Below are 21,741 nucleotides of genomic sequence, written 5' to 3'. Positions count from 1 at the left end.
ATTGGTCGATAATCAGAAGACCGCGCTCATCCTCGTGGATGTCATCAACTCGTTCTTCGAGCCCGGCCAGCCGAACTATTATGCCGGCGTCGAGACCGTGCTGGAGCCGATGCGCGCGCTGCTCGATGCGGCGAGGAAGTCGGGCACGATCGTCGTGCACGCGGTCGAGAAGCATCGGCCGGAGTTCGACGATTTCGAATGGCGCAAGCTTCCCGTCCACCATCTCGAAGACGCGCATGACGCCGCCTTCTTCGCGGATTTCCGTCCCGAGGGCCCGAACGAGACGACCATCTTCAAGCGCCGCTTCAGCGCCTTCTTCGCCACCGACCTCGCGCTCTTCCTGCACGAGCAGAAGGTGACGCGCGTCGTCATCGCCGGCGTCAAGACCAATGTCTGCATCCGCGCCTCGGCGCAGGACGCCTTCGCCAACGGCTTCGAGCCGGTGGTACCGCGCGAGGCGACCAACTCCAACCGGCCGCATCTGGCCGAGGCGTCGCTGGAAGACATCGACCGCTATATGGGCCGCGTCGTGCCGCTCGAAGAAGCGCTCGGGATGCTGGCATGACCACCATCGCCATCACCGGCTTTGCCAGCCTCGACCATGTCGCTGTCCTCGACGGGTCGCCGCAGGCGGGCCGGACGACGACCATCCTGCATCGGCCGGATGACGCCTGGCCGCGCCTCGGCGGGGGACCCGCCTTCGTCGCCATGGCGCTGGTCGCCGACGGCGTCGCACAGGCGGTGCCGGTCAGCTGGATCGGCGACGACGCGGCGGGCGAGGCCTATCGCGACCAGCTCGCGGCGCGGGGCGTACCGGGCCGAGGGCTCGACGCCGTCGCCGGCGCCCGCACGCCGGTCTCCGTGCTCGCCTATGAGCCGGATGGCGGCTGCATCTGCCTCTACGATCCCGGCATTCCGCCCGGCCTGACGCTGTCGCCGGCACAGCGCGATCTCGTCGGCACGGCCGACTGGGTCTGCGTCACCATCGGCCCCTCCGCCGTCAACGACGCCGTGCTCGACGCGATCCGCGCCGACACGCGCCTCGCCTGGATCGTCAAGCACGACCCGCGCGCCATGTCGGTGGCGCAGGCGGCCCGCTTCGCCGCCCGCGCCGACCTGATCTGCTTCAGCCATGCCGAGGCCGCGTTCGTGCAGCAAGCGTTGACCGAGGCCGGCGTGGCGCGGCCGGGCCAGACCCTGATCGAGACGCGCGGCGGCGCCGGCGCGGCGATCACCCGGGACGGGCAGTCGGTCACCGTCTCGGCCGAGCCCATCTCTGTGACCGATCCGACCGGCGCCGGCGACAGTTTCGCCGGCGGCGTGCTGGCGGCGCTCGCCAAGGGCGAAACCGATCTCGCTGCCGTCGTGCGCTCCGGCCATGCCGCCGCGCGCCGGCTGCTTCTGGGGCGCCAGACTTCCGAAAATGCGCGCCAGACTTCCGAAAATGAAAGTGCATTGAGAGAATGACCAAGCAAGACGAAAAGACCAACACCGCCTGGTACATCGGCGCGAAGCGCGATCAGGTCGGCAGCGGTGCCATTCTCGTCGGCGATCCCGCCCGCATCGGCCGCATCGCCGAGCACCTGACCGATGTCGAGTTCCTGCCGGAGAACCGGGGCCTGCGCACCGTCACCGGCACCCGCAACGGTGAGCGCATCACCGTCAGCGCCTTCGGCATGGGCGCGCCGATCGCGACCATCGTGCTGCACGAGCTCTTCGCGCTCGGCGTCCGCAGCTTCCTGCGCATCGGCACCGCCATGGCCGTGCCGCCGGCGAGGCTCGGCGATTTCGTGCTGGCGGATGGCGCGCTGCGCGCCGAGGGCACGTCCAACACCTATGCGCCGCTCGGCTTCCCGGCGATGGCCGATTTCGAGCTCAACACGACGCTCCGCCAGCATCTCTCCGGCTCGGGCCGCACCTGGCACGCCGGCGTCTATGGCACCTATGACGGCTTCTATACCGAGATGTTCGGCCTTTCCGGCCAGAGCCGGGCGATGATCGACACGCTGAAGCAGGACATCCAGCGCCTCGGCCTGATCGGCACGGACATGGAGACCTCGGCGCTCTTGGTCGCGGCCCGCGTGCTCGGCGCCAGCGCCTCGACGCTCTGCGTCGCCACCGTCGACGCCTTCACCCAGGAGAAGATCGACGACGCGGCCATGGCCGTCGCCGAGCGCGAGCTTTTCGACGTGGCGCTCGATTCGATCGCCGAATTTGCAACGAAGAAGAACGAGGTGACGTCATGACGTCGATGGTCGACCGCTATTTCAACAATCTGGCCGAGCGGCTCGAAAGGGTCCGCACGACCCAGGCCGCGGCCATCGAACAGGCGGCGGAACTCTGCGCGGCGAGCCTCGCCGCCGACAAGCTGGCCTTCACCTTCGGCACCGGCCACGGCGCGCTGCCCGCGCTGGAAAGTTTTCCGCGCACCGGCACGATCACCGGCTTCCGCCCGATCGTCGAGAGCACGATGATCTCGTTCCACCGCGTGCTCGGCGACATGGGCGCGCGGCAGTATCGCTTCATCCATGCCGTCGAGGGCTATGGCAAGGCGATCCTGAACTCGCACCAGCTCGACCCGCTCGATACGATGGTGCTGTTCTCGCATTCCGGCATCAACGCGGTGATCCTCGACATCGCGCTCGAGTGCAAGGCGCGCGGCATGAAGGTGGTCGGCGTGACGTCACTGCCGCATTCCAGCGTCACCCCCTCGCGCCACTCCTCCGGCAAGCGCCTGTTTGAGGTCGCCGACGTCGTCATCGACACCGGCATTCCGAAGGCCGACGCGTCGCTTGTGATCGAGGGCCTCGAGCACCCGGTCGGCGCCAATTCGACCAGCGTCACCATCGCGATCGCTCATGCGATCGTGGCGACGACGGCCGAGAAGCTGGTGCAGCAGGGCATCCAGCCCTTCGTGATGGTCAATCCCAACACGACCAGCAAGGCGGAAGCCAACGCGCAGAACGACCGCAACTACGAGGAACTGTGGCGGAGGCTGAAGTCGCGATGAGCACGATCGAGCGAGGACTTTTCATCGGCGGCGCCTGGCGCGACGCGGTGAACGGCGAGCGGATCGAGATCCGCGATCCGGCGACCGGCGAGTTGGTCGGCTCCAGCGCGCTGGCGTCGCGGGCGGATGTCGACCTCGCCGTCGCCGCCGCCGGCCGCGCACTGCCGGCCTGGGCCGGCATGCATGCCGACCAGCGTGCAAAGATCCTGCACCGCGCGGCGGATCTCGTCGCCGAGCGCATCGACGCGATCGCCGCGACGCTGACGCGCGAGCAGGGCAAGCCGGTGCCGGATTCCAAGAAGGAGATCGGCTTCGGCATCGAGGTGATCCGCTACTACGCGGAGGAGGGGCGCCGCATCGGCGGCTCGCTCCGGCCCTCGTCGCGGCCCGACATCAAGAGCATGGTGACGACCGCCCCGGTCGGCGTCGTCGGCGCCATTGTGCCGTGGAACTACCCGGTCGATCTCTATTGCTGGAAGATCGCGCCGGTGCTGGCGGCGGGCTGCACGCTCGTCGCCAAGCCGCCGCACGAGACGCCGCTGGCGATCGGCATGGTGGTGCAGTGCTTCGTCGACGCGGGCGTGCCGGAAGGTGTCGTCAACGACATTCCGGGCACCGGTCCCGAAGTCGGCGCGGCGCTCGCCGAGCATCCCGACATCCGGATGATCACGGCGACCGCCTCGGTGCCGGCCGGCCAGTCGATCATGCGCGCTTCCGCCGGCACGCTGAAGCGCCTGTCGTTGGAACTCGGTGGCCAGAGCCCGTTCGTCGTGCTCGACGATGCCGATCCGGTCGAGGCGGCGGCGGCCGCGGCGCGCCGTTCGTTCTCGAACATGGGCCAGATCTGCATCGCGGTGAACCGCATCCTCGTCTCGAAGGGCATCCACAAGGACTTCGTCGAGGCGCTGGTCGCCGAGACGCGGAAGATCAAGTTGGGCAATGGCAGCCTGCCCGGCGTGCTCTATGGCCCGATGCTGCATGAGGGCGTGCGCCAGCGCGTGACGACCCACGTCGCCGATGCGGTCGCCAAGGGCGGCAAGCTGCTGGTCGGCGGCAGGATCCCGGAAGGCGAGGAATATGCCAAGGGCTTCTTCTACGAGCCCGCCCTCGTCGACAACGCGCCGGACGACGCGCTGGCGCTGACGGAGGAAACCTTCGGCCCGCTCGCGGCGATCCGTCCGGTGGCGGACGATGCCGAGGCGCTCCGCGTCGCCAACGCGCTGCCCTATGGCCTCGCGGCCTATGTCTATTCGCGCGATCTGGAACGGGCCTGGGCGCTCGCCGACCGGATCGAAGCGGGGGCGATTGGCGTCAACGTCAACGACACGACGGAACTGCAGGCGCCGTTCGGCGGCTGGAAGATGAGCGGCATGGGCCGCGAGCTCGGACCGGAAGGCCTCGCGGCCTTCCGCGAATCCAAGCACATCAAGATGCGGGTGCGCCCGCTGGCGGTTTAGGCCGCCCGCTTCGGGAGGGGCCTCGCAGCCCCTCCCGAACGCAATTGTCTCAAGCCGGCAGAAGCTTCGATACCCAGCTCGAAACCTCGTCGCCGCTGCCGATGTCGGGCTGCACCAGTCCGTCGATCAGGAAGGTCGGCGAGACGTGGATGCCGTTCTGGCGGGCATATTTGCAGTGCCACTTGATCTCGCGGTCGAGATCCGGAATGGCGAAGGCCTTCTTCAGCGGCACGCCGCTATAGGCTTCCAGCCGCTCGATGATCTGGTTCGGCGTCGCGTCGAGGTTCGGCCCGCCGGCATGATGGGTGAACTCGAATTCCTCGCGATGCGCGCCGATCGCGGCGATGACCTTCTTCGCCGTCTCCTTGCCGCCTTCCAGCGTCGACGCCGCGATAATGCAGCGGACGAGCACGCCGGAATACATGTGCCAGGGCTGCGACTGCAGGCGGAGCTTGATCGTGATCCGGTCGGGACCCGCCTCGGCCAGCAGCGTATCCAGCTTGTTGAAGGCGCGGACGGAATAGGGGCAGGTGGGCTCGAGGAAAACCTCGAAGACGCGGGAACCCGTTCCCCAGACGAGGGGATCGGCACGCCACGGACTTGCTGTCATGAGATTACCTTTTGGGACTGGTAGACGGGCAGGCACTTCCCCGAGCCTAGGACATCGGATCTCGAAAGGCATGCAGGATTGTGAAGGGCCCGCAGGATTTGGCTTTCGCCGGCCCGCCGGATGTGTGGGTTGCGCCCGCGGCGTCGGGATCGGCCTTCCCGCCGGCGCGCAAACTGCGTAGGAGAGCCCCGGGGTCGGGTAGAAGCAACCTCATCCATGATTCCCAGAAAGCTGCGGAGACAGACATGTCGGACAAGACGGAAGCCGAACTCGACACGGACTTCGAGGAATTCGAAGGCGACCATTTCCAGGTCACGATCACCGTCGACGTGATCGCCAGCAACCGGACCGAGGCGGCGATGCTCGCCTACTGGTCGCTGAACGACGAGCTGCCGGATACCTTCGACGTGAAGGATGCCGAAGGGGTCTCCGAGGAGATCACCCTGACGGAAGAGCAGAAGGAAGAGGCGCTGGCGGACGAGCTCGAGCTCGACGTCCTCTGAGCCTCCTGGAGTGCAGGGAGCCGGTCCGGTACGTCCGGGTCGGCTTCCTGAAGTACTACCGCCGCATCTGCGGTGCTTCCATGCAGCCCACGGCCCATGGGCAGGGCACCGTCGCCCCGGCGAAGGCCGGGGCCCATGAACACTGGCCAGGGAAGTTTGGCCCAGCCTATCGGCCATAGGCCGGTGTGTCTGGATCCCGGCCTTCGCCGGGATGACGGCGGAGGGTGGCGCGATCCGATCCGCTCGATGAGGGCGACGCTGCCCCTTCGCCTCTCGCCTCGCCTTTGCAGGAAACCCACCTCATCATGCTGAGGAGGCCAGCAGGGCCGTCTCGAAGCACGCAGAGAGACCGTGCGTCCTTCGAGGCCCGAGCTGCGCTCGGGCGCCTCAGGATGATGGAAATCGAGCGCTGCATGACGGCCTACAATTCGACTATGAAACCTCGACGTCCTGAACCCTCCCCTTGAGGGAGGGTCAAGACCGCCTGCTGGCGGTCTTGGGGAGGGGTTGCTTCGTCGAATTTCAGCAAGCTCTGCGAAATACCCCCTCCCGAAAACGCGAAGAGCGTTTTCGACCTCCCCTCAAGGGGGAGGTTCAAGAAGGATGGCCGCCTTGCCGAAAGCGCTTTACTGCCGCTTATCGAGCTCCGCGGCGATCCGCGCCGTAAGCCCATCCAGCTCGCTCCCGCGGAAAAACTGGTCGCTGCGCCGGCGGAGGATGTCTTCCACTGTCGCGGCGAGTTCCGCCTCCGCGAAGAAGGCGATCTCGCCGCGGGTCAGGCGGCCGTCGGCCGAGACCGGCTCGGCGCCTTCGCTCCGGATCCATTCCGCCACTCGCGTCGCGCGGCTGCCATAGGTGTCGGCAAGGCGCTCGGCGAGACCGGTGCCGAGCCCGCCCGCCATCAGATCCCGGACGATATCGGCGCGGCGAAAATCGCGCCCGCCGCCGATCGCGAGATGCGCGGTCGAGACGGCGCGAGTGCGGCCGAGTTCTGCGAGCACGGCGTCGGCCGCGTCCTCCGCCATGCGGCGGAAGGTCGTCCATTTGCCGCCGATGATGGTGACGAGCGGCAGGCCCTTCGGCTCGTGCCGGAAGATCGCGTGGCTGCGGCTGCGGCTGGCGAGATCGGCCGTCGTCGACTTGACCAGCGGCCGCACGCCGACCAGGCGCGCCACGATGCCGGCGCGGGTGATGCCATGGCCGGGCAGGGCGGCGGCGAGCGCATCGAGAAGATATTGCTCGTCCGCCGCATCGATCCCAGCCTCGTCGGGATCGTCGCAGGCGAATTCGTTGGTGCCAAGCAGAAGGCGGTTCTCGCCGAGCCGGTAGAGCACGCAGAGCCGGCGTCTGGCCGGATCGGCGTTGTGGTCCTCGAAGAAGAAGAGATCGTCTCCGAGCGCCTTGGCGACCGAGGGCGCCTCCAGCACGACATGAATGCCGGCGACGCCGCCGGTCATACGCTCGGTGATGCCGAATAGCGCCGCGATCTTGTCGGCATGCGCGCCGCCGGCATTCACCGCGACGCCGGCCTCGACGGTGAACCGCGCGCCGGTCCGCGTGTTTTCGAGCGTCAGCCGGTTTCCCTCGGCGCCGACGAGCCGGCAATAGTTCAGCGCAGCCGAGCGGTTGCCCGCCGCGACGCCGTCCTCGACGAGCTCGACGGCGATTCGCTCCGGCGCGTGGATGCGGCCCTCATAGGTCCAGACCGCCCCGGCGACCTCGGGCCCCAGATAGGGAAACAAACGACGTGCCCGCTCGCCCATCGCCGCGCCGCCGCGCGCCATGGCGCGCCGGCTTCCCGCCAAGGCCTCGTAGAGACGGACGCCGATCCACATCGGCACGACGCCCGGCATGCCGTGGCCGGGCAATAGCTTCAGGAAGCGGAAGGGCGCGGCCAACAACCCGCCGAAGCGGCTGCTGAGCGGCAGGACCTGCCGGATCGGCCGGATGACATGCGGGGCGTTGGCAATCAGGAGATCACGCTCGAGGACCGATTCCCGGACGAGGCCGACGTCGCCGCGCTCGAGATAGCGGAAGCCGCCATGCGCGATGCGGGTCAGCGCGCTGCTGGCGCCGCTGGCGAAATCGTCGCGCTCGACCAGGAGGACGCGGAGGCCCTGCAGGGCGAGATCGCGAAACGTGCCGGCGCCGGTGATGCCGCCACCGATGACGACGGCGTCGAAGCGGTTGTCGGCGGCGATCTCCGCCTCCATCCGCCGCCGGTCGAGCGTCGGCAGGCCGGGGCTCAATTGGCCCTCGGTGCCAGCTCCACTTCGTCGAAGGAGCGGATTTCCGGGAAGCGCGAGTCGGGCGGTGTGTCCTCGCGCAGGACATGCACGACGGGCAGCTTGGCCGCCGTCGCTGCGACCAGCTCGCGCGGATTGTCGGAGAAGAACAGCAGCCGCTCCGGCGCGACGCCGATCGCCTCGGCGATCTTGCCATAGGAGGCCGTCTCGACCTTGGCGCCGGTGTCGGTGTCGAAATGCCCGTTGAACAGGGAGCGCAGATCGCCGGCCTGGTTGAACTGGAAGAATTGCACCTGCGACTGGATCGAGCCGGAGGAGAAGATGTAGAGCGGAACGCCGGCCGCGTGCCAGCGCTGGAGCGCGGCGAGCGCGTCGTCGAAGATGTGGCCGGTGAAGGCGCCCTCGGCGTAGCCGTGCTCCCAGATCAGGCCCTGGATCTTCTTCAGCGGCGGCGCCTTCTTGTCCTCGGCGAGCCAGCCGAGCAGCGTCTCGACCGGGTCCTCGTCCGTGCCGGAAAGCGCGATCGTATCGGCGAGGATCTTCTCGATGACGGGATCGTCGCGGTGCTCGGCGACATAGGCCGGAAGGCGCTCGCGCAGATAGGCGTAGAGGACGTTGGTCACATGCGACTGCGAACTGATCGTGCCCTCGATATCGAGCAGCACCACGTCCGGCGTGAAGGTCAATCGGGTCATGGGCGGGCTCAGCTCCGGGCGAGGGGATCGAGGCCGGCGCCCTCGAAGCGGGGCACCGCGTCGAGGAAGGCGCCGAGATCGGCGAAGCGGGCGGGGTTCGTCAGCACCTCGCGGGCGAAGGCCAGCGCGTTCGCCTGCATCTCGGCCCGGAGCTTCGTATCCTCGATCACGCCGAAATCGGCGATCTGCGCGTAGGAGAGCACGCGGCGGATCATCTTGATCGCGGCGAAGGCGACGAAATCGGCGAAGATCGCGTCGACATAGTCGCGCCGGATCGTCGCGAGGCGGGCGGCGCCGGCCGGGCCGGAGAAATGCGCCGCCGGATAACCGTCGCCGCCGGCGTCGGGGTTCTGCTCCCAGAGGGCGAGGAATTCGCGCCGGAAGGTGTCCCAGAGCACGGCGACCTGCTCGAGCAGCCATTGGCGGTGGCTGTCGCGCTCCTCGGCCGGGCGGTCATAGCCGCCCTGCGCGTACCAGTTCAGGATCAGGTTGGCGGCATAGGCGCCGAGGTCGAAGCCGATCGGGCCGAAGGTCGAGAACTCGCCGTCGATGACGCGCGTGTCGTCCTCGGTCACCATGACCGAGCCGGAATGCAAATCGCCATGCAGCAGCGCCTGGCGGTTGCTCAGGAAGGCGTTGCGATGGCGGGCGACCGCCGTCTTCAGCTCGACATCCTCGCGGAACGCCTTCGCCCAGGCGCCGAGCTCGGGCACGAAGCGGTTGCGCCAGGTCTCCAGATAGGGATCGAGGAAGATCAGGTCGACGCTGATCCGCAGCAGCGAGTGGTTGCCGGCGAAGAGGCCGATATCCTCGAACTTGCGCTCGAACGGCACGCCGAGATCGGAGGTGTGGAAGGCGGCCTTGGCGACGTAGCGGCCGACGTCCTGGGACGCCTTCGGGTAGCGGCGGCCCTCGATCAGCTCGCCGCGCAGCACGATGTGCGGCGTGAGCTTCTCGATCACCAGGAATTGCAGGCTGGGATCGAAATGCAGCAGCTTTGGCGCGAGTTCGCCCACGATCGGGTCGAGCCGGCGCATGTAGCTCGCCTCGAAGAACGCCCGGTCCTCCGACAGCGGCCAACTCTCGCCGTGATAGCGCACCCAGGGGAGCGCCTGCTTGGCGCAGACGCCGCCCTTCGGGCCGTCGACGATGAAAACAGCGTTCATGTAGCCGTCGGCGACGTCGCGGATCGTCCATTGCGACGGCGCGCCGCCGAGGATCGCGGCGATCTCCGGCAGGGTGGCCAGATGCGGGATGATGTCGGCCTGGGCCAGGACGCGATAGCCGTCGGTGCGGGCGTTCAAAACTGCGGACATGGATCCTCCTGATCGCGCCTTGACATCATTTTACGCCACCATGCGCAAGACCCTCGACCAGATGCTTCTGCATCAGGAGGGCGATGGCATAGATCGGCACGATGCCGGCAAGGGAAGCGGCGGCCATCTGGCCGAAATTGACGAGCCGGTCGCCCTGGAACAGCGAGATGCCGACGGTGAGCGTGCGCATGCTGTCGGAGAGCGTCAGCCCGGACGCCAGCAGAAACTCGTTGAAGCTCAGGATGATGACGATGATCGACGTCGCGGCGATGCCGGGCGCGATCATCGGCGCGACGATCGAGACGAGCGTGCGGAAGCGGTTCGCGCCATCGAGCGCCGCCGCTTCCTCGATCTCGACGGGGACCCGGCGCAGGAAGGGCGCGATCAGCCAGAAGGCGACGGGGATGTTCAAGAGGCCGTTGACCAGGATCAGCCCGGCATGGGTGTTCAGGAGCCCGATCGTCTTCAGCAGGAAGAAGAAGGGAAGCAGCGCGACGATCGGCGGCGCGATGTAGCTCGCGAGCGTCGCCTGCGGCAGGAACTTCTTGCCGATGCCAAGCCGGATCATCGCATAGGCGGCCGGCAGCGTGATGGCGATGGTGAGGACGCCGGAAAGCACCGAGACGACGACCGAGTTCAGGATGAAGGTCGAGAGCGACGTCGCCTCGAAGGCGGCCGGCCAGTTGGCGAGCGTCGGGTCGGTAGGCCAGAAGCGGCCCGTCAGCACGTCGTCCGGCCGCTTGAACGAGACCGAGAGCAGGTAGGCGACCGGCAGCAAGAAGAAGCCGACGGCGAGGAGGGCGGCGAGCGCCTGCAGGATGCGGGTGGACGGGCGCGTCATGAATAATACTCCGACGCCCGCTTGTGCAGCCGCACGACGGGGATGGTGACGATGCCGATGACGATGGCGAAGATCAGCGTCTGGGCAGCGGCGCGGCCGACGTCGAACTGCTCGAAGGCGAGCCGCCAGATGCCGAAGGTGGCGTTGGTGGTGGTGAAACCGGGGCCGCCGAAGGTCAGCACATAGACGAGGTCGAACAGCTTGAAGCCGATGATCAGCTTCAGGAGAAAGATCGAGGCGAGGGGGGCGGCGACCAGCGGCAGGATCACATGGCGGAGCCGCTGCCAGGGACCGGCGCCGTCGATCTGCGCCGCCTCGCGCACGCCGTCCGGCAGGCTGACCAGCGCCGCGAAGCAGAGGATCGTCACGAACGGCACCCACTGCCAGAGATCGGCGACGCCGATCGAGAGCCAGGCCGGGACCGGGCTGGCGAGGAACGACATCGGTTGGTCGATGATGCCCCAGGAGAGCAGGATGCCGTTCAGCAGGCCGCCGGAGGGCGCGAGGATCAGCTTCCAGGCGATGCCGACCATGACCGGCGGCGTCATCAGCGGCAGCAGCACGAGGGTGAGCAGGTAGCGGCCGGCCTTGAGCAGGGCGACGAACAGGCTCGCCAGCGCGAAGCCGATCACGAGCTCGACGATCGCCGACGAGAAGGCGAAGAGGACGCTCTTCAGCACGGCGCTGTGGAAATTCGGATCGAACAGCGCCCGGGTGATCGGCTTGAGGCCGACAAAGGCGCCGAATGGCTTGCCGAGCGTGCTTTTGGTTAACGCGAGGCTAACAAGAAAGATCGTCGGATAGACCGTCGTGACGATCAGCGAGAACACCAGCGGCGCGACCCAGAGCGCGTTCCGCCAGTCGCGCGGCAAGACGGAGGCTTTCTCCGGCGCGGCGGCAAGACGGCCTCTACCGGCTCGTTCGGCCTCAGGGATGCTGGTCATGCTTGTCCTCTGGCGGGCGAGGCGCTTCAAGCCGCCCAGCTGCGATCCTGCGTTGGCGACGCCGGACCCGGATGGCACGGCGACGGTCGCGACGCCATTAGCATGCTCTGTCACAAAAGAAAGATCCCACCCGCCGGAGCGGGTGGGCATGCTCTGCCAAAAACGAGGATCCCGGCCGCCAGGGCGGACGGGATCCCGTCAAATCAACGACTTACTCGGCGAGGATCTGCTGCCACTGGGCGTGCGCGTCCTTGATCGCCTCTTCGGCGGTCTTGGTGCCGGCGAGCGCGAGCGCCAGCTCGTCGGCGAGCGCCTGCTGCAGCTTCGGCGAGGCTGGCGTCGTCGGCCAGGGTAGGCTCTGGCCGAGCGCGTTCGAAAGCGCTTCCTGAACCTGCGGCGCGAAGGCCTTGTACTTCTCCGAGGAAAGCACCGACTGGCGGGCCGGATCGATGCCGCTGCCGGACAGGAGCACCAGCTCCTCCTGGTATTCCGGGCTGGTCGCGAACTTGACCAGCTCCCAAGCGGCGTCCTTCTTGGTCGAACCCGACGACACGCCGAGCGCGAAGCCGGCGTTCAACGCCAGGCGCGGCTGGGTGTTGCTGCCGCCGACCGGGATCTGCGTCACGCCCCACTTGTCGACGATCTGCGAGCCCTTCGGATCCTGGGCGTAGACGCCGAGATCGCTCCAGAACTCGATGAAGCCGACCTTGCCGCCGAGGAAGGCCGGCAGGCCCTCTTCGAAGCGGGTCTCGAGCGGCGTCGGCAGCGCGGCGGGACCGGCGGCGACGAGCGCCTTCGCGGCGGCGACCGCCGCCTCGCTGTCGAGCGCCGAGGTGCCGTCGTCGTTCAGGAACTTGCCGCCGAAGCCGGCGAGGCGGTTGGCATAGCTCGAGCCGATGATGATCGGCGCCTTGCCGCCGAGCACGGCCGCGCCATAGATGCCGTTCTTCGATTCAGCCGCGGTGATCTTCTCGATGGCGGCCTGGTACTCCTCCCAGGTCTTCGGCACGGCGACGCCGTTCCGGTCGAGGATCTCCTTGTTGTAGAACAGGAGATGCGCGTCGCCGTCATAGGGCAGGCCGTAGCGCTTGCCGTCTTGCAGCGTGTAGGCGTCGTAGACGAGCGGCAGGAAATCGTCCGGCTTGACCTCGGCCTTGTCGCGCTCGATCCATTCCGTCACGTCGGCGATCACGCCATCGTCGGCGAGCTGGCCCTTTGTCGGATACCAGTAATCGACGACGTCGAACTCGTTGACGCCGGACTGGACGTCGAGCGTCGCCTTGGCCTGGATCTGGTCGTAGGGAACGACGGTGACGTTGACCTTGGCGCCGGTCGCCGCCTCGAAATCCGCCGCCAGCTTGTTGCCGGACACGGTGTGCGGCTGGATGACGAGCAGGTTCAGGCTCTGCCCGGCCAGCGGCTTGTCGGCGGCGAAGCCGGCGCTCGCCAGCAGCGGCAGCATGGCCGCGGCGGCCGCGCCCTGAATGAATCCGCGACGGCTCACGCCGCCCCACACATTTCGCGACCGCGACATCGGCTTGTCTCTCCTGCTCGCCCGTCCTCCGATATGGGGACCGGGCCTCATCTCATGGTTGAAGTTTCCCGATTCCACCCAATATCGTCGAAGCATTAAATTCTAATGCAGAACGACAATAAGGATTATTTTCTATAAATTTCAATTCTAAGTGATTTTTGGCACGACTTCGGCGCCGGGCGGTTAGCTCAGGAGGCTTTTATTCCGCGAGGGCCGGCTCGGCGGGTAAGGCGTAGCGGGCGAGGCCCGGAGCGCAGGGAGGGGAACTGGCAGCCTGCCGCGAGGCCGCTGCCAGTCCCGGGATCGATCCGTGCTGTCCGATCAAAGCCAGGGCGCGGAGAGCGCCGGCCGATCAGGCCGCTTGCGTCGAGCGGGCGGCTTCCTGGTTCGGCAGCACGCCGACATCGTCGCCGGCCACGAACAGCGGCGGCAGGGTTCCGTTCAGCAGATAGTCGCCGATGACCCGGGCCTTGTAGAGGTGCGGGTTGTGCGAGGAGAGCGCGCGGGCGTTGCGCCAATGCCGGTCGAGCCCGGTGTTCGCGTCGATCGCCGAGGCGCCGAGCGCGTCGAAGAGCTCGGTCGCGGCGCCGAGAACCAGGGGAACCAGCGTGACCTGGGCCGATGAGATAGCGAGATCGGCCTGGATATAGGCCTCCTCGGTCGCCGGTGCATGTTCGCCATGCTTGTTCCATTGATGCCAGGCGTCCTGGATGGACGCGGCGGCGCCGAGCACGATCGACCGGGCGGCGTTGGCGGCCGCGCCGATCTTGCCGACCTGCGCCTGGATGATCGGATCGTGGCGCGGCAGGCCGCCGGGGCCGGTGTAATAGACGCGCTGACGACCCGCGACCTTTTCGGTGACGTCACGCGCCGTCGCGGCGGCGACGCCGGCGAGCGTCGCGAGATGCACGAGCTGCGCGAAGCCGCTTCCCGAGCGCGAGGTCCGCTTGCCATGCTCCGTGAGCTCGTCGGCATAGACGACGACATCCTCGAAGATCGACGTGCCGGTCGCCGTCAGGCGCTGACCGAAGCCGCCCCAGTCGTCGACGAGCGTGACGCCCTGCCGGTCGGCAGGCACGATGGCGGTGATGCGGTCGCCCTTGTGGTCGACCGCGACCACCGGGATCCACTGCGAATAGAGGCTGCCCGTGCCGTAGGCCTTGCGTCCGTTCAAGCGGAAATTGCCATCGGCATGCGGCACGACCCGGGTGCGGATTTCGCCGATCGTCGGGCCCGGTGCTTCCGTCGTCGCATTGCCGAACAGTTCGCCGCGCGCGACGCGCTCGATCCAGACCTTCTGCTTTTCAAGCTCCGAGTCGAGGACGATGCGCTCGACGCGCGAAAAGTGCAGCCGCAGCGATTGCGGGATGTTGGAATCCGCCGCCGCCAGCTGGATCAGCAGGTCGAACAGCTGCACGACCGAGGCGCCATAGCCGCCGAGCTCAACCGGAACCCGCAGCGCGCCGAACTTCTTCTCGCGCAGCCAGCCGATCTGCTCGAAGAGCAGGGTGCGATTACGCTCCCGCGCGGCCGCGTCCTTCCGGATCTCATCGAAAATCGGATTGAATATGTTCAGGAGATCGCTGGAACTATATTCCGTGATCGTCGATGCCATGGCTGATGTCCTTTGTCTTTTCGGCCGGCGCGTCGCTTGCGCGGCCGATACTCTGTTCGGATGTCTGGATGGGATGACGGGTCGGCCGGAATACCGGCCGCCTCGTCGTCACTTGCGATGGTTGAGCCGGCGCGCCAGGCGGTCGCCGGATACTTGGATGATGCTCACCAGCGCGATCAGGATGGCGATGACCGTGATCATCACGGTGGTGTCGAAGCGCTGGTAGCCGTAGCGGATGGCGAGATCGCCGAGGCCGCCGCCGCCGACCACGCCGGCCATGGCCGACATGCCGGTGACCGACACCAGCGTCACGGTGAAGCCGCCGATGATGGCCGGGAGGCCCTCCGGCAGCAGCACGTGCCAGATGATCTGCCAGCGCCGGGCGCCCATCGCCTCGGCCGCCTCGATCAGGCCGTGGTCGATCTCGCGCAGGCCGACTTCGGCGACGCGCGCGAAGAACGGCGTGGCCGATACGGTGATGGGAACCACCGCCGCCCAGAGACCGATCGAGGTTCCGACCAGGAAGCGGGTGATCGGGATGAGCGCGACGAGCAGGATGATGAAGGGCGTCGAGCGGAACGCGTTGATGACGGCGCCGACGACCCGGTTGAGGCGCGGCGCTTCCAGGACGCCGCCGGGTCCGGTGGCGATCAGCAGGATGGCGATCGGCAGGCCGAGCAGCAGCGTCAGCAGCCCGGCCGCGGCGACCATCTGGACCGTTTCCCACGCCGCCGCGACGGTTACTTCGGCATAGGCGTCAAACGGGAGCTGAAACATGGCCGAGCACCTCGACTTGGACGTTGGGGGGAAGCGAGCCCAGCCGGGTCTCGATCTCTTCCGGGCGGTTGCCCTCGGACGGGACGGCGACCAGCAGCCGGCCGACGGTATGGCCGCGGATGCGGTCGACGGCGCTGTCCAGGAGCTGGACGGGGCCGTGCACGACCTTCAGCACCGCCTGCAGATCCGGCGCGCCGACGCTCTCGGGAAGGAAGGTCGCCCGGACCAGCAGCGTTCCCGCGCCGGCGGGGAAGCCGGGTTGGAGGCGGTCCGTCAGATCGTCCGGAATGCCGTGCTCGATCTGGCCGAGCAGTGATTTCGTCACGTCGTGCTCGGGATTGCCGAAGACCTTCCAGACGTCGCCGAGTTCGACGATCCGTCCGTGATCCAGCACCGCCACGCGGTCGCAGATCTCGCGGATGACGGCCATTTCATGCGTGATCAGGACGACAGTGATGCCGTTGCTGCGGTTGATCTCGCGCAGCAGGCCGAGGATCGACTGGGTGGTTTCCGGATCGAGCGCCGAGGTCGCCTCGTCGCAGAGCAGGATGTCGGGGTCGTGCACGAGCGCGCGGGCAATGCCGACGCGCTGCTTCTGGCCGCCCGAGAGCTGCGCCGGATAGGCGTCGCGCTTGTCCGAGAGGCCGACGAGCGACAGCAGCTCCTCGACCTTGCGATCGATCTGCCGGCGCGGCGCGCCCGCCATGACGAGCGGCAGGGCGACGTTCTGCGCCACCGTCTTGGCGGACATCAGGTTGAAATGCTGGAAGATCATGCCGATGCGACGGCGCAGCTGCACCAGCCCTTCGCCGACGAGGCCGGAAGCCGTGACGCCGTTGACGACGACGGTGCCGCTGGTCGGCCGCTCCAGCCGGTTGATCAGCCGGATCAGGGTCGATTTGCCCGCGCCGCTGCGGCCGATGAAGCCGAAGATCTCGCCCTGGCGGATCTCGATGCTGATGTCCTTCAGCGCCTGCACAGAGCCCGACGGCGTCGAATAGATCTTTTCGATCCCTTCGAAGACGACACTGGCAGCGGATCTCGGGTTCTCCGAAGCGGGGACGCTCCGCGTTTCGCCTCGGGAGATGACCGATCCCGGAAGGGGCGCTCCCGCCAGTTCCGCCGTCCGCAACGCGGGTCCCGCCCAGGCGGCCAGGGCATCGGTTGCTGCTGGGTGCGTCATGAGGCGGTCCCTTCGTGCAGAGGCGCATTGGCGTCACCGGCAGCGCCGGACGGGCGGTAGCGGAACCGCCGGCCGTAATGGCGGTCCGGGAGCTGGTCGCTGCCATGCCCGAACAGCTTTTCGCGCAGCGTGCCTTCCTCGTACTCTTCCTTGAAGACGCCGCGCTGCTGCAGTTCCGGCACGACCAGATCGACGAAGTCCTCGTAGCTTTCCGGCGTCACCACCCGCACCAGGTTGAAGCCGTCGATGTCGGTCTCGCGCGCGAATGCCGTCAGCTCGTCGGCGACCTGCGACGCCGAGCCGATGATCGGCTTGTTGCGGGAGCCGAGCTTCATCTCGTCGAGCAGGCGGCGGACCGTCCAGGACGCGCCGGTGTTGTATTTCGTGATGGCGTCGAGGGCGGCGCCCATCGCCTGCGTGCTGCCGGCGTTGATCGGCTCGTCGAGGCCGTAGCGTGAGAGGTCGATGCCGATCGAGGCGCAGAAATGCGTCAGGCCGCCGGCGGCGCTCGCATAGCGCTCATATTCGGCATATTTCTCGCGCGCCGCCGCTTCCGTCCGGTCGACCACGACGGTGACGCCGACGAAGATCTTGAGGTCGTCCGGCGCCCGCCCGTTGGCGACCGCGCGGCGGCGCAGGTCGGCGACGATGTTGCGCGTCAGCTCGACGTTCTGACCCTGCGACGACATGAAGATGCATTCGGCGTGGCGCGCCGCGAAATCGCGGCCGCGCGACGACGTGCCCGCCTGGAACAGGACGGGGGTGCGCTGGGGCGACGGCTCGCAGAGATGAACGGCGTCGAGCTGGTAGAAGGGGCCGTCATGCTTGATCCGGTGCACCTTCGCCGGATCGGTGAAGCGCCCGCTCGCGCGGTTCCGCTCCACGGCATCGTCTTCCCAGCTCCCTTCCCAGAGCTTGTAGACGAGGTCGAGATAGTCGTCCGCCATGTCGTAGCGATCGTCATGGCGGATCTGCTCGGTGAGGCCCATCGCCCGCGCGGCGCTGTCGAGATAGCCGGTGACGATGTTCCAGCCGATCCGGCCCTTGGTCAGGTGATCGAGCGTCGAGAAGCGCCGCGCCAGGATGTAGGGGCGCTCATAGGTCAGATTGGCGGTGACGTTGAAGCCGAGATGCTGGGTGGCATAGGCCATCGCCGAGAGCGGGATGATCGGATCGTTGATCGGCACCTGGACGGAATCGCGCAGCGCCGCGTCGGGCGAGCCGCCATAGACGTCGTTGGTGCCGATCACATCCGCGATGAACAGGCCGTCGAACTTGCCGCGCTCGAGCGTCTGGGCGAGCTTCACCCACTGGTCGAGGTCGGTATAGTTCGGCGACTGGTCGCGCGGATGCGTCCACGTGCCATGAGATATGTGCCCGACGCTGTTCATGTTGAACGCGTTGAGGCGGAGCTTTCTGTCGTATCCCATGAAGTGTATCCGATGATCCCTGTCGTTTGTCGCTGTTGACCAGCGTTGGTTGGCAAGTCGCCGTCCGGCGACCTGCCGCGTCGTTACCAGGCGAAGCCGACCTGGCCGTGGTAGAGGTCGGTGAGGATCTTCTTCACCTCGGGCGCGCCGTTGTAGATCTTGATGAACTGCTGCAGGCGCGGATCGTTGGCGTCCTCGGCGCGGGTGACCCAGTGGATGGCGAAGACGTTGCTGGGCTTCTCGAACACCACGGCGTCGGCCGGATCCTTGCCGGCGAGCTTGACGAAGGAGGCGAAGGTGAGCCCTGCATCGACGTCCGGCAGCGAGCGCACGACCTGCTGCGCTTCGACCTGGATGAACTTCAGGTTCTTCGGGTTCTCGACGACGTCCTGCAGGGTGGCGTTATAGTCGGCGCCGTCCTTCAGCTTGATGAGGCCGAGCGACTGCAGGAACAAGAGGGCGCGGCCGGTGTTGACCGGGTCGTTGGCGAAGGCGATCTGCGCGCCGTCCTTGAGCTCGTCGAGCGACTTCAGCTTGTCCGAATAGACGCCGAGCCAGCTGATGTAGCCGGGCGCGACGGCGGTGAAGTTCCAGCCGTTCGACTTGGCAGCGTTCTCGAGGAAGGGGATGTGCTGGAAGTAGTTCACGTCGACGTCGCCATTGGCGAGCGCGGTGTTGGGCGTCACCCAGTCGGTGAATTCCACCAGCTTGACGTCGAGGCCCTGCTTTCCGGCGAGGTCGGCGGCGAAGCGCACGGCTTCATTGGCCGGGCTCGACGCCAGGCCGATGCGCAGCGGCTTGGTATCGGCGGCCAGCGACGGGCCAGATGCCAAGAGGACGCTGCCGACGGCGAAGGCGAGACCGGCGAATAGCCGACGAGAGATCATGCTGAAACTCCGTTCATTCCAAGGGTCTGGGAGGGGAGCGGCCGCGCCGGGATGGCGCGGGCCGCGTATCGGGATCTGGAGATCGGGTTGTCCGGCTTCGGGCGACGGGCGCCGCGCCTACCAGGCGAAAGTGACGTGGCCGTTGTAGAGCTTGGTCAGCAGCGGCTTCACTTCCGGGTCGTTCTCGTAGACCTGGATGAACTTCGCGAGGCGCGGATCCTTGGCGTCCTCGGCGCGCGTCACCCACTGCATGGCGTAGACATTATCCGGCTTCTCGAAGACGAGCGCGCTGTCCGGATCCTTGCCGGCGAGCTTGATGAAGGAGGGGCCGGAGACGACGAAGTCGACGTCGGGGAGCGAGCGCACCACCTGCTGGGCCTCGACCTGGACGAACTTCAGGTTCTTCGGGTTCTCGACGACGTCCAAGAGCGTCGCGCGGAAATCGGCGCCGTCCTTCAACTTGATGAGGCCCTGCGCCTGCAGGAAGAGCAGCGCGCGGCCCGTGTTGATCGGGTCGTTGGCGATGGTGACCGTCGCGCCGTCCTTGATGTCGTCGAGCGACTTCAGCTTTTCCGAATAGATGCCGGAGACCGAGTTGTAGCCGGGAGCGACGGGGGTGAAGTTCCAGCCATTCGCCTTGGCGGCGTTCTCGAGGAAGGGGATGTGCTGGAAGTAGTTCACGTCGACATCGCCATTGGCGAGGGCGGAGTTCGGGGTGACCCAATCCGTGAATTCGATGATCTGGACCTTGAGGCCCTGCTGCTCGGCGAGCTGCGCGGCGTGGCGGACAGCGTCATTGGCGATGCTGGTGGCAAGGCCGATGCGCAGCGGCTTCTCGTCTGCGAAGGACGGGCCGGATGCGCCGGCAATGCCGAGACCGATAGCCAGACTGATACCGAGACCGAAAAACTGCCGGCGAGAGACCATGTCCCAGACTCCTTGCTTGGATCGTCGTTTGGAAAAATCGGGCGTCAGGCGGCGCTGGCGGCCAGCCAGCGGAACCGGACCGTGTCGTCCTGCTCGATCGCGTGGCCGAGGCTGCGCTCCCAGGCGAGGTAGTCGCGAAACAGCGGCTCGCGGTTCACCTTGGCGCGCATGGTCGAGCCCCAGTCGTCGTCGAAGGGCGACAGCAGCTGTTCCGGCCTGAACTCGGTTTCGAGCGTCAGGCCGGCGCGGCGCCAGGCTTCCGTGCCGCCCTTGAGCGCGAAGGCATCGATGCCGAACCGGCGACGGATTTCGGACGCCGCATAGGCGGCGTTGGCGCCATCGGGCGAGGTGAACAGTATGGCGGCCGGGGTCGGATGGGTCTCGAGCCATGAAGGCAGCGCGGAGCGCAGAACGAAATTCGCGCCGGGGAGGTGGCCCTGCTCGTAGTTCAGGCTGGGGCCGACATCGATGACCGTCAGGCCCTCGCGGAGACGAGCCTCGGCCTCGGCGACGTCCAGCCAGCGGACATCGTCGGGGAGGGCGGGAGAGACTGTGTCGGAGACCTGCGCCTGCACCGGGTCGAGCGGAAGGATGTGGATTTCCGCGTCGTCGAAATGGGAAAGCCAGAATGCGCTGATCGCCGCGCGCTTCAGATGCGGATCGTCGACCAGGACGATCCGGGCATGCCGCACCGGGACCTGGACGTCATAGGTCATGACCAGCTGCCCGCCGGGTACGGACTGGGAGCCCGGCAGATGGCCCTGATGATAGGCAGCCTCCGGACGGACATCGAAAACGTAGAGCGTCCGCTCGTCTCGCTCCGCGAGGAATTCCGCATAGCGCGCCGCGTCGATGACGCTGAGGCCGTGGGCGTCGACGATGCCTTCGGCCTGTCGCCGCAGCACGTCCGCCGGGATCAGCTCGCCGGGCGGCGGCAGATCGCGGTCGCCGGGGCCCGTCGGCAGGCCGTAGAGGAAAGCCGCCATGATGCCGTCCTCGAGGAAGACGACATTGCGCAGGCCGTTCAGTCGGGCAAGCGTCGTCGTGCCGACGATGCCGCGCGTCCGGCTGAAGCAGCTGATGACATAGAGATGATCCGCCTCGTTGCCCCTCGGCAGGTCGTAGAGCGCCAGCTCGACGCCGGGCGCGTTGTGCGCGCCGGCGACCGTCATGTTCCGGTGCTCCTGCTCGGGGCGGCAATCGATGATCGTCGTCGCGCCGCCGCCCTCGAGCCGGGCCTCGAGCTCCGCCGGCGTGATCGTCGGCGTGGCGTAGTTGGCGTGCGCCAGATCCGAGAAAGTCTTGACGAGCGTGTTGTAGCCGGTGCCGAGCGGATAGCCGCTCGCCACCCATGCGGCGACGCCGCCGGCGAGGATTCGGACATCGGTGTAGCCGAGGTCGAGCAGCGTGTCCCGGGCGCGCGCGGCAGCGCCATCCGCCTCGTCGACGAGGACGATCGGCACGGACTTGCGCGGCGCCGTGCGCAGGATCTGCGGCTCGAGCGTGCTCAGCGCAATGTGGGCGGAAAGGTTTATGTGGCCGCGCGCATAGAATTTCGCTTCGCGCACATCGATCAGCGCCAGCTCATCTGGCTCTGACAACTTCTGGTGAAGCTGATCTGCAGTTATCTCGGAACTGGATGTCATTGTCGGTGCCGTAACTCGCAAATGGGTTCATCCCACTGTGCGCGGCATCCCGTTTCAACCGGGCCGTGACCATGCCGTGCAGCGAGTTGCAGCCTATATATACCCGACCAGATTGATAGA

General features: G+C 67.2%; 20 protein-coding genes. 6 read left to right on the top strand and 14 right to left on the bottom strand.

What is annotated here, in order from left to right; all coding sequences use genetic code 11:
* The first annotated feature begins 1 nt into the window (after position 1).
* The 5 genes from AC6HZP_RS23185 to AC6HZP_RS23165 are packed head-to-tail and all read left to right on the top strand — an operon-like array spanning position 2 to position 4,467.
* Positions 2-565: a cysteine hydrolase family protein gene (locus AC6HZP_RS23185; protein ID WP_497524733.1), complete on the top strand. Its 564-nt coding sequence runs from the start codon at positions 2-4 to the stop codon at positions 563-565.
* Positions 562-1,467, top strand: coding sequence for a carbohydrate kinase family protein (locus tag AC6HZP_RS23180; protein ID WP_497524732.1), 906 nt, complete (start codon positions 562-564; stop codon positions 1,465-1,467). The genes AC6HZP_RS23185 and AC6HZP_RS23180 overlap by 4 nt, the downstream gene beginning before the upstream one ends.
* On the top strand, positions 1,464-2,246 hold the full coding sequence (locus AC6HZP_RS23175; protein ID WP_497524731.1) for a nucleoside phosphorylase: 783 nt from the start codon (positions 1,464-1,466) through the stop codon (positions 2,244-2,246). The genes AC6HZP_RS23180 and AC6HZP_RS23175 overlap by 4 nt, the downstream gene beginning before the upstream one ends.
* The gene (locus AC6HZP_RS23170) at positions 2,243-3,010 is read left to right on the top strand and encodes a sugar isomerase domain-containing protein (protein WP_201401286.1); all 768 of its coding nucleotides are present in this window, start codon (positions 2,243-2,245) and stop codon (positions 3,008-3,010) included. The genes AC6HZP_RS23175 and AC6HZP_RS23170 overlap by 4 nt, the downstream gene beginning before the upstream one ends.
* Positions 3,007-4,467, top strand: a complete 1,461-nt coding sequence (locus AC6HZP_RS23165; RefSeq protein ID WP_497524730.1) for an aldehyde dehydrogenase family protein — start codon at positions 3,007-3,009, stop codon at positions 4,465-4,467. The genes AC6HZP_RS23170 and AC6HZP_RS23165 overlap by 4 nt, the downstream gene beginning before the upstream one ends.
* Before the next feature lie 49 nt (positions 4,468-4,516).
* Here AC6HZP_RS23165 and AC6HZP_RS23160 read toward each other — a convergent pair whose 3' ends face one another.
* The gene (locus AC6HZP_RS23160) at positions 4,517-5,077 is read right to left on the bottom strand and encodes a DsbA family protein (protein ID WP_497524729.1); all 561 of its coding nucleotides are present in this window, start codon (positions 5,075-5,077) and stop codon (positions 4,517-4,519) included.
* A gap of 245 nt (positions 5,078-5,322) precedes the next feature.
* Between AC6HZP_RS23160 and AC6HZP_RS23155 the strand changes: the two genes are divergently transcribed.
* Positions 5,323-5,580 (top strand): hypothetical protein, encoded by a 258-nt coding sequence (locus tag AC6HZP_RS23155; protein WP_201401283.1) that lies wholly within the window; start codon positions 5,323-5,325, stop codon positions 5,578-5,580.
* A gap of 626 nt (positions 5,581-6,206) precedes the next feature.
* Here the strand turns inward: AC6HZP_RS23155 and AC6HZP_RS23150 are convergent.
* The 13 genes from AC6HZP_RS23150 to AC6HZP_RS23090 form a co-directional block, all read right to left on the bottom strand.
* Positions 6,207-7,829: a glycerol-3-phosphate dehydrogenase/oxidase gene (locus tag AC6HZP_RS23150; protein ID WP_497524728.1), complete on the bottom strand. Its 1,623-nt coding sequence runs from the start codon at positions 7,827-7,829 to the stop codon at positions 6,207-6,209.
* On the bottom strand, positions 7,826-8,521 hold the full coding sequence (mtnC, locus tag AC6HZP_RS23145) for an acireductone synthase (protein WP_497524727.1): 696 nt from the start codon (positions 8,519-8,521) through the stop codon (positions 7,826-7,828). Before mtnC ends, AC6HZP_RS23150 begins: the two co-directional genes overlap by 4 nt.
* 8 nt (positions 8,522-8,529) lie before the next feature.
* Positions 8,530-9,837 (bottom strand): S-methyl-5-thioribose kinase, encoded by a 1,308-nt coding sequence (mtnK, locus tag AC6HZP_RS23140; RefSeq protein WP_497524726.1) that lies wholly within the window; start codon positions 9,835-9,837, stop codon positions 8,530-8,532.
* 25 nt (positions 9,838-9,862) lie between these two features.
* Complete coding sequence (locus AC6HZP_RS23135; protein ID WP_497524725.1) at positions 9,863-10,678, bottom strand: carbohydrate ABC transporter permease; 816 nt, start codon at positions 10,676-10,678, stop codon at positions 9,863-9,865.
* Positions 10,675-11,622 (bottom strand): carbohydrate ABC transporter permease, encoded by a 948-nt coding sequence (locus tag AC6HZP_RS23130; RefSeq protein ID WP_497524724.1) that lies wholly within the window; start codon positions 11,620-11,622, stop codon positions 10,675-10,677. Before AC6HZP_RS23130 ends, AC6HZP_RS23135 begins: the two co-directional genes overlap by 4 nt.
* Positions 11,623-11,833: 211 nt before the next feature.
* Complete coding sequence (locus AC6HZP_RS23125; RefSeq protein WP_497524723.1) at positions 11,834-13,156, bottom strand: ABC transporter substrate-binding protein; 1,323 nt, start codon at positions 13,154-13,156, stop codon at positions 11,834-11,836.
* Between the two features lie 352 nt (positions 13,157-13,508).
* Positions 13,509-14,771: an acyl-CoA dehydrogenase family protein gene (locus tag AC6HZP_RS23120; RefSeq protein ID WP_497524722.1), complete on the bottom strand. Its 1,263-nt coding sequence runs from the start codon at positions 14,769-14,771 to the stop codon at positions 13,509-13,511.
* A gap of 108 nt (positions 14,772-14,879) precedes the next feature.
* Positions 14,880-15,548, bottom strand: a complete 669-nt coding sequence (locus tag AC6HZP_RS23115) for a methionine ABC transporter permease (protein WP_201401275.1) — start codon at positions 15,546-15,548, stop codon at positions 14,880-14,882.
* Positions 15,529-16,731: a methionine ABC transporter ATP-binding protein gene (locus AC6HZP_RS23110; RefSeq protein WP_497524721.1), complete on the bottom strand. Its 1,203-nt coding sequence runs from the start codon at positions 16,729-16,731 to the stop codon at positions 15,529-15,531. Before AC6HZP_RS23110 ends, AC6HZP_RS23115 begins: the two co-directional genes overlap by 20 nt.
* Complete coding sequence (locus tag AC6HZP_RS23105; protein ID WP_497524720.1) at positions 16,728-18,161, bottom strand: LLM class flavin-dependent oxidoreductase; 1,434 nt, start codon at positions 18,159-18,161, stop codon at positions 16,728-16,730. Before AC6HZP_RS23105 ends, AC6HZP_RS23110 begins: the two co-directional genes overlap by 4 nt.
* Before the next feature lie 83 nt (positions 18,162-18,244).
* Positions 18,245-19,048: a MetQ/NlpA family ABC transporter substrate-binding protein gene (locus AC6HZP_RS23100; RefSeq protein WP_497524719.1), complete on the bottom strand. Its 804-nt coding sequence runs from the start codon at positions 19,046-19,048 to the stop codon at positions 18,245-18,247.
* 117 nt (positions 19,049-19,165) lie between these two features.
* The gene (locus AC6HZP_RS23095) at positions 19,166-19,975 is read right to left on the bottom strand and encodes a MetQ/NlpA family ABC transporter substrate-binding protein (protein WP_497524718.1); all 810 of its coding nucleotides are present in this window, start codon (positions 19,973-19,975) and stop codon (positions 19,166-19,168) included.
* Between the two features lie 44 nt (positions 19,976-20,019).
* Entirely contained in the window at positions 20,020-21,621 is a 1,602-nt protein-coding gene (locus AC6HZP_RS23090) for a rhodanese-like domain-containing protein (protein ID WP_497524717.1), read from the bottom strand.
* Positions 21,622-21,741 lie beyond the last annotated feature (120 nt).

It is taken from the genome of Kaistia sp. SLG-1, from assembly GCF_059699055.1.
This window is presented reverse-complemented; position numbering and strand designations above follow the sequence as displayed.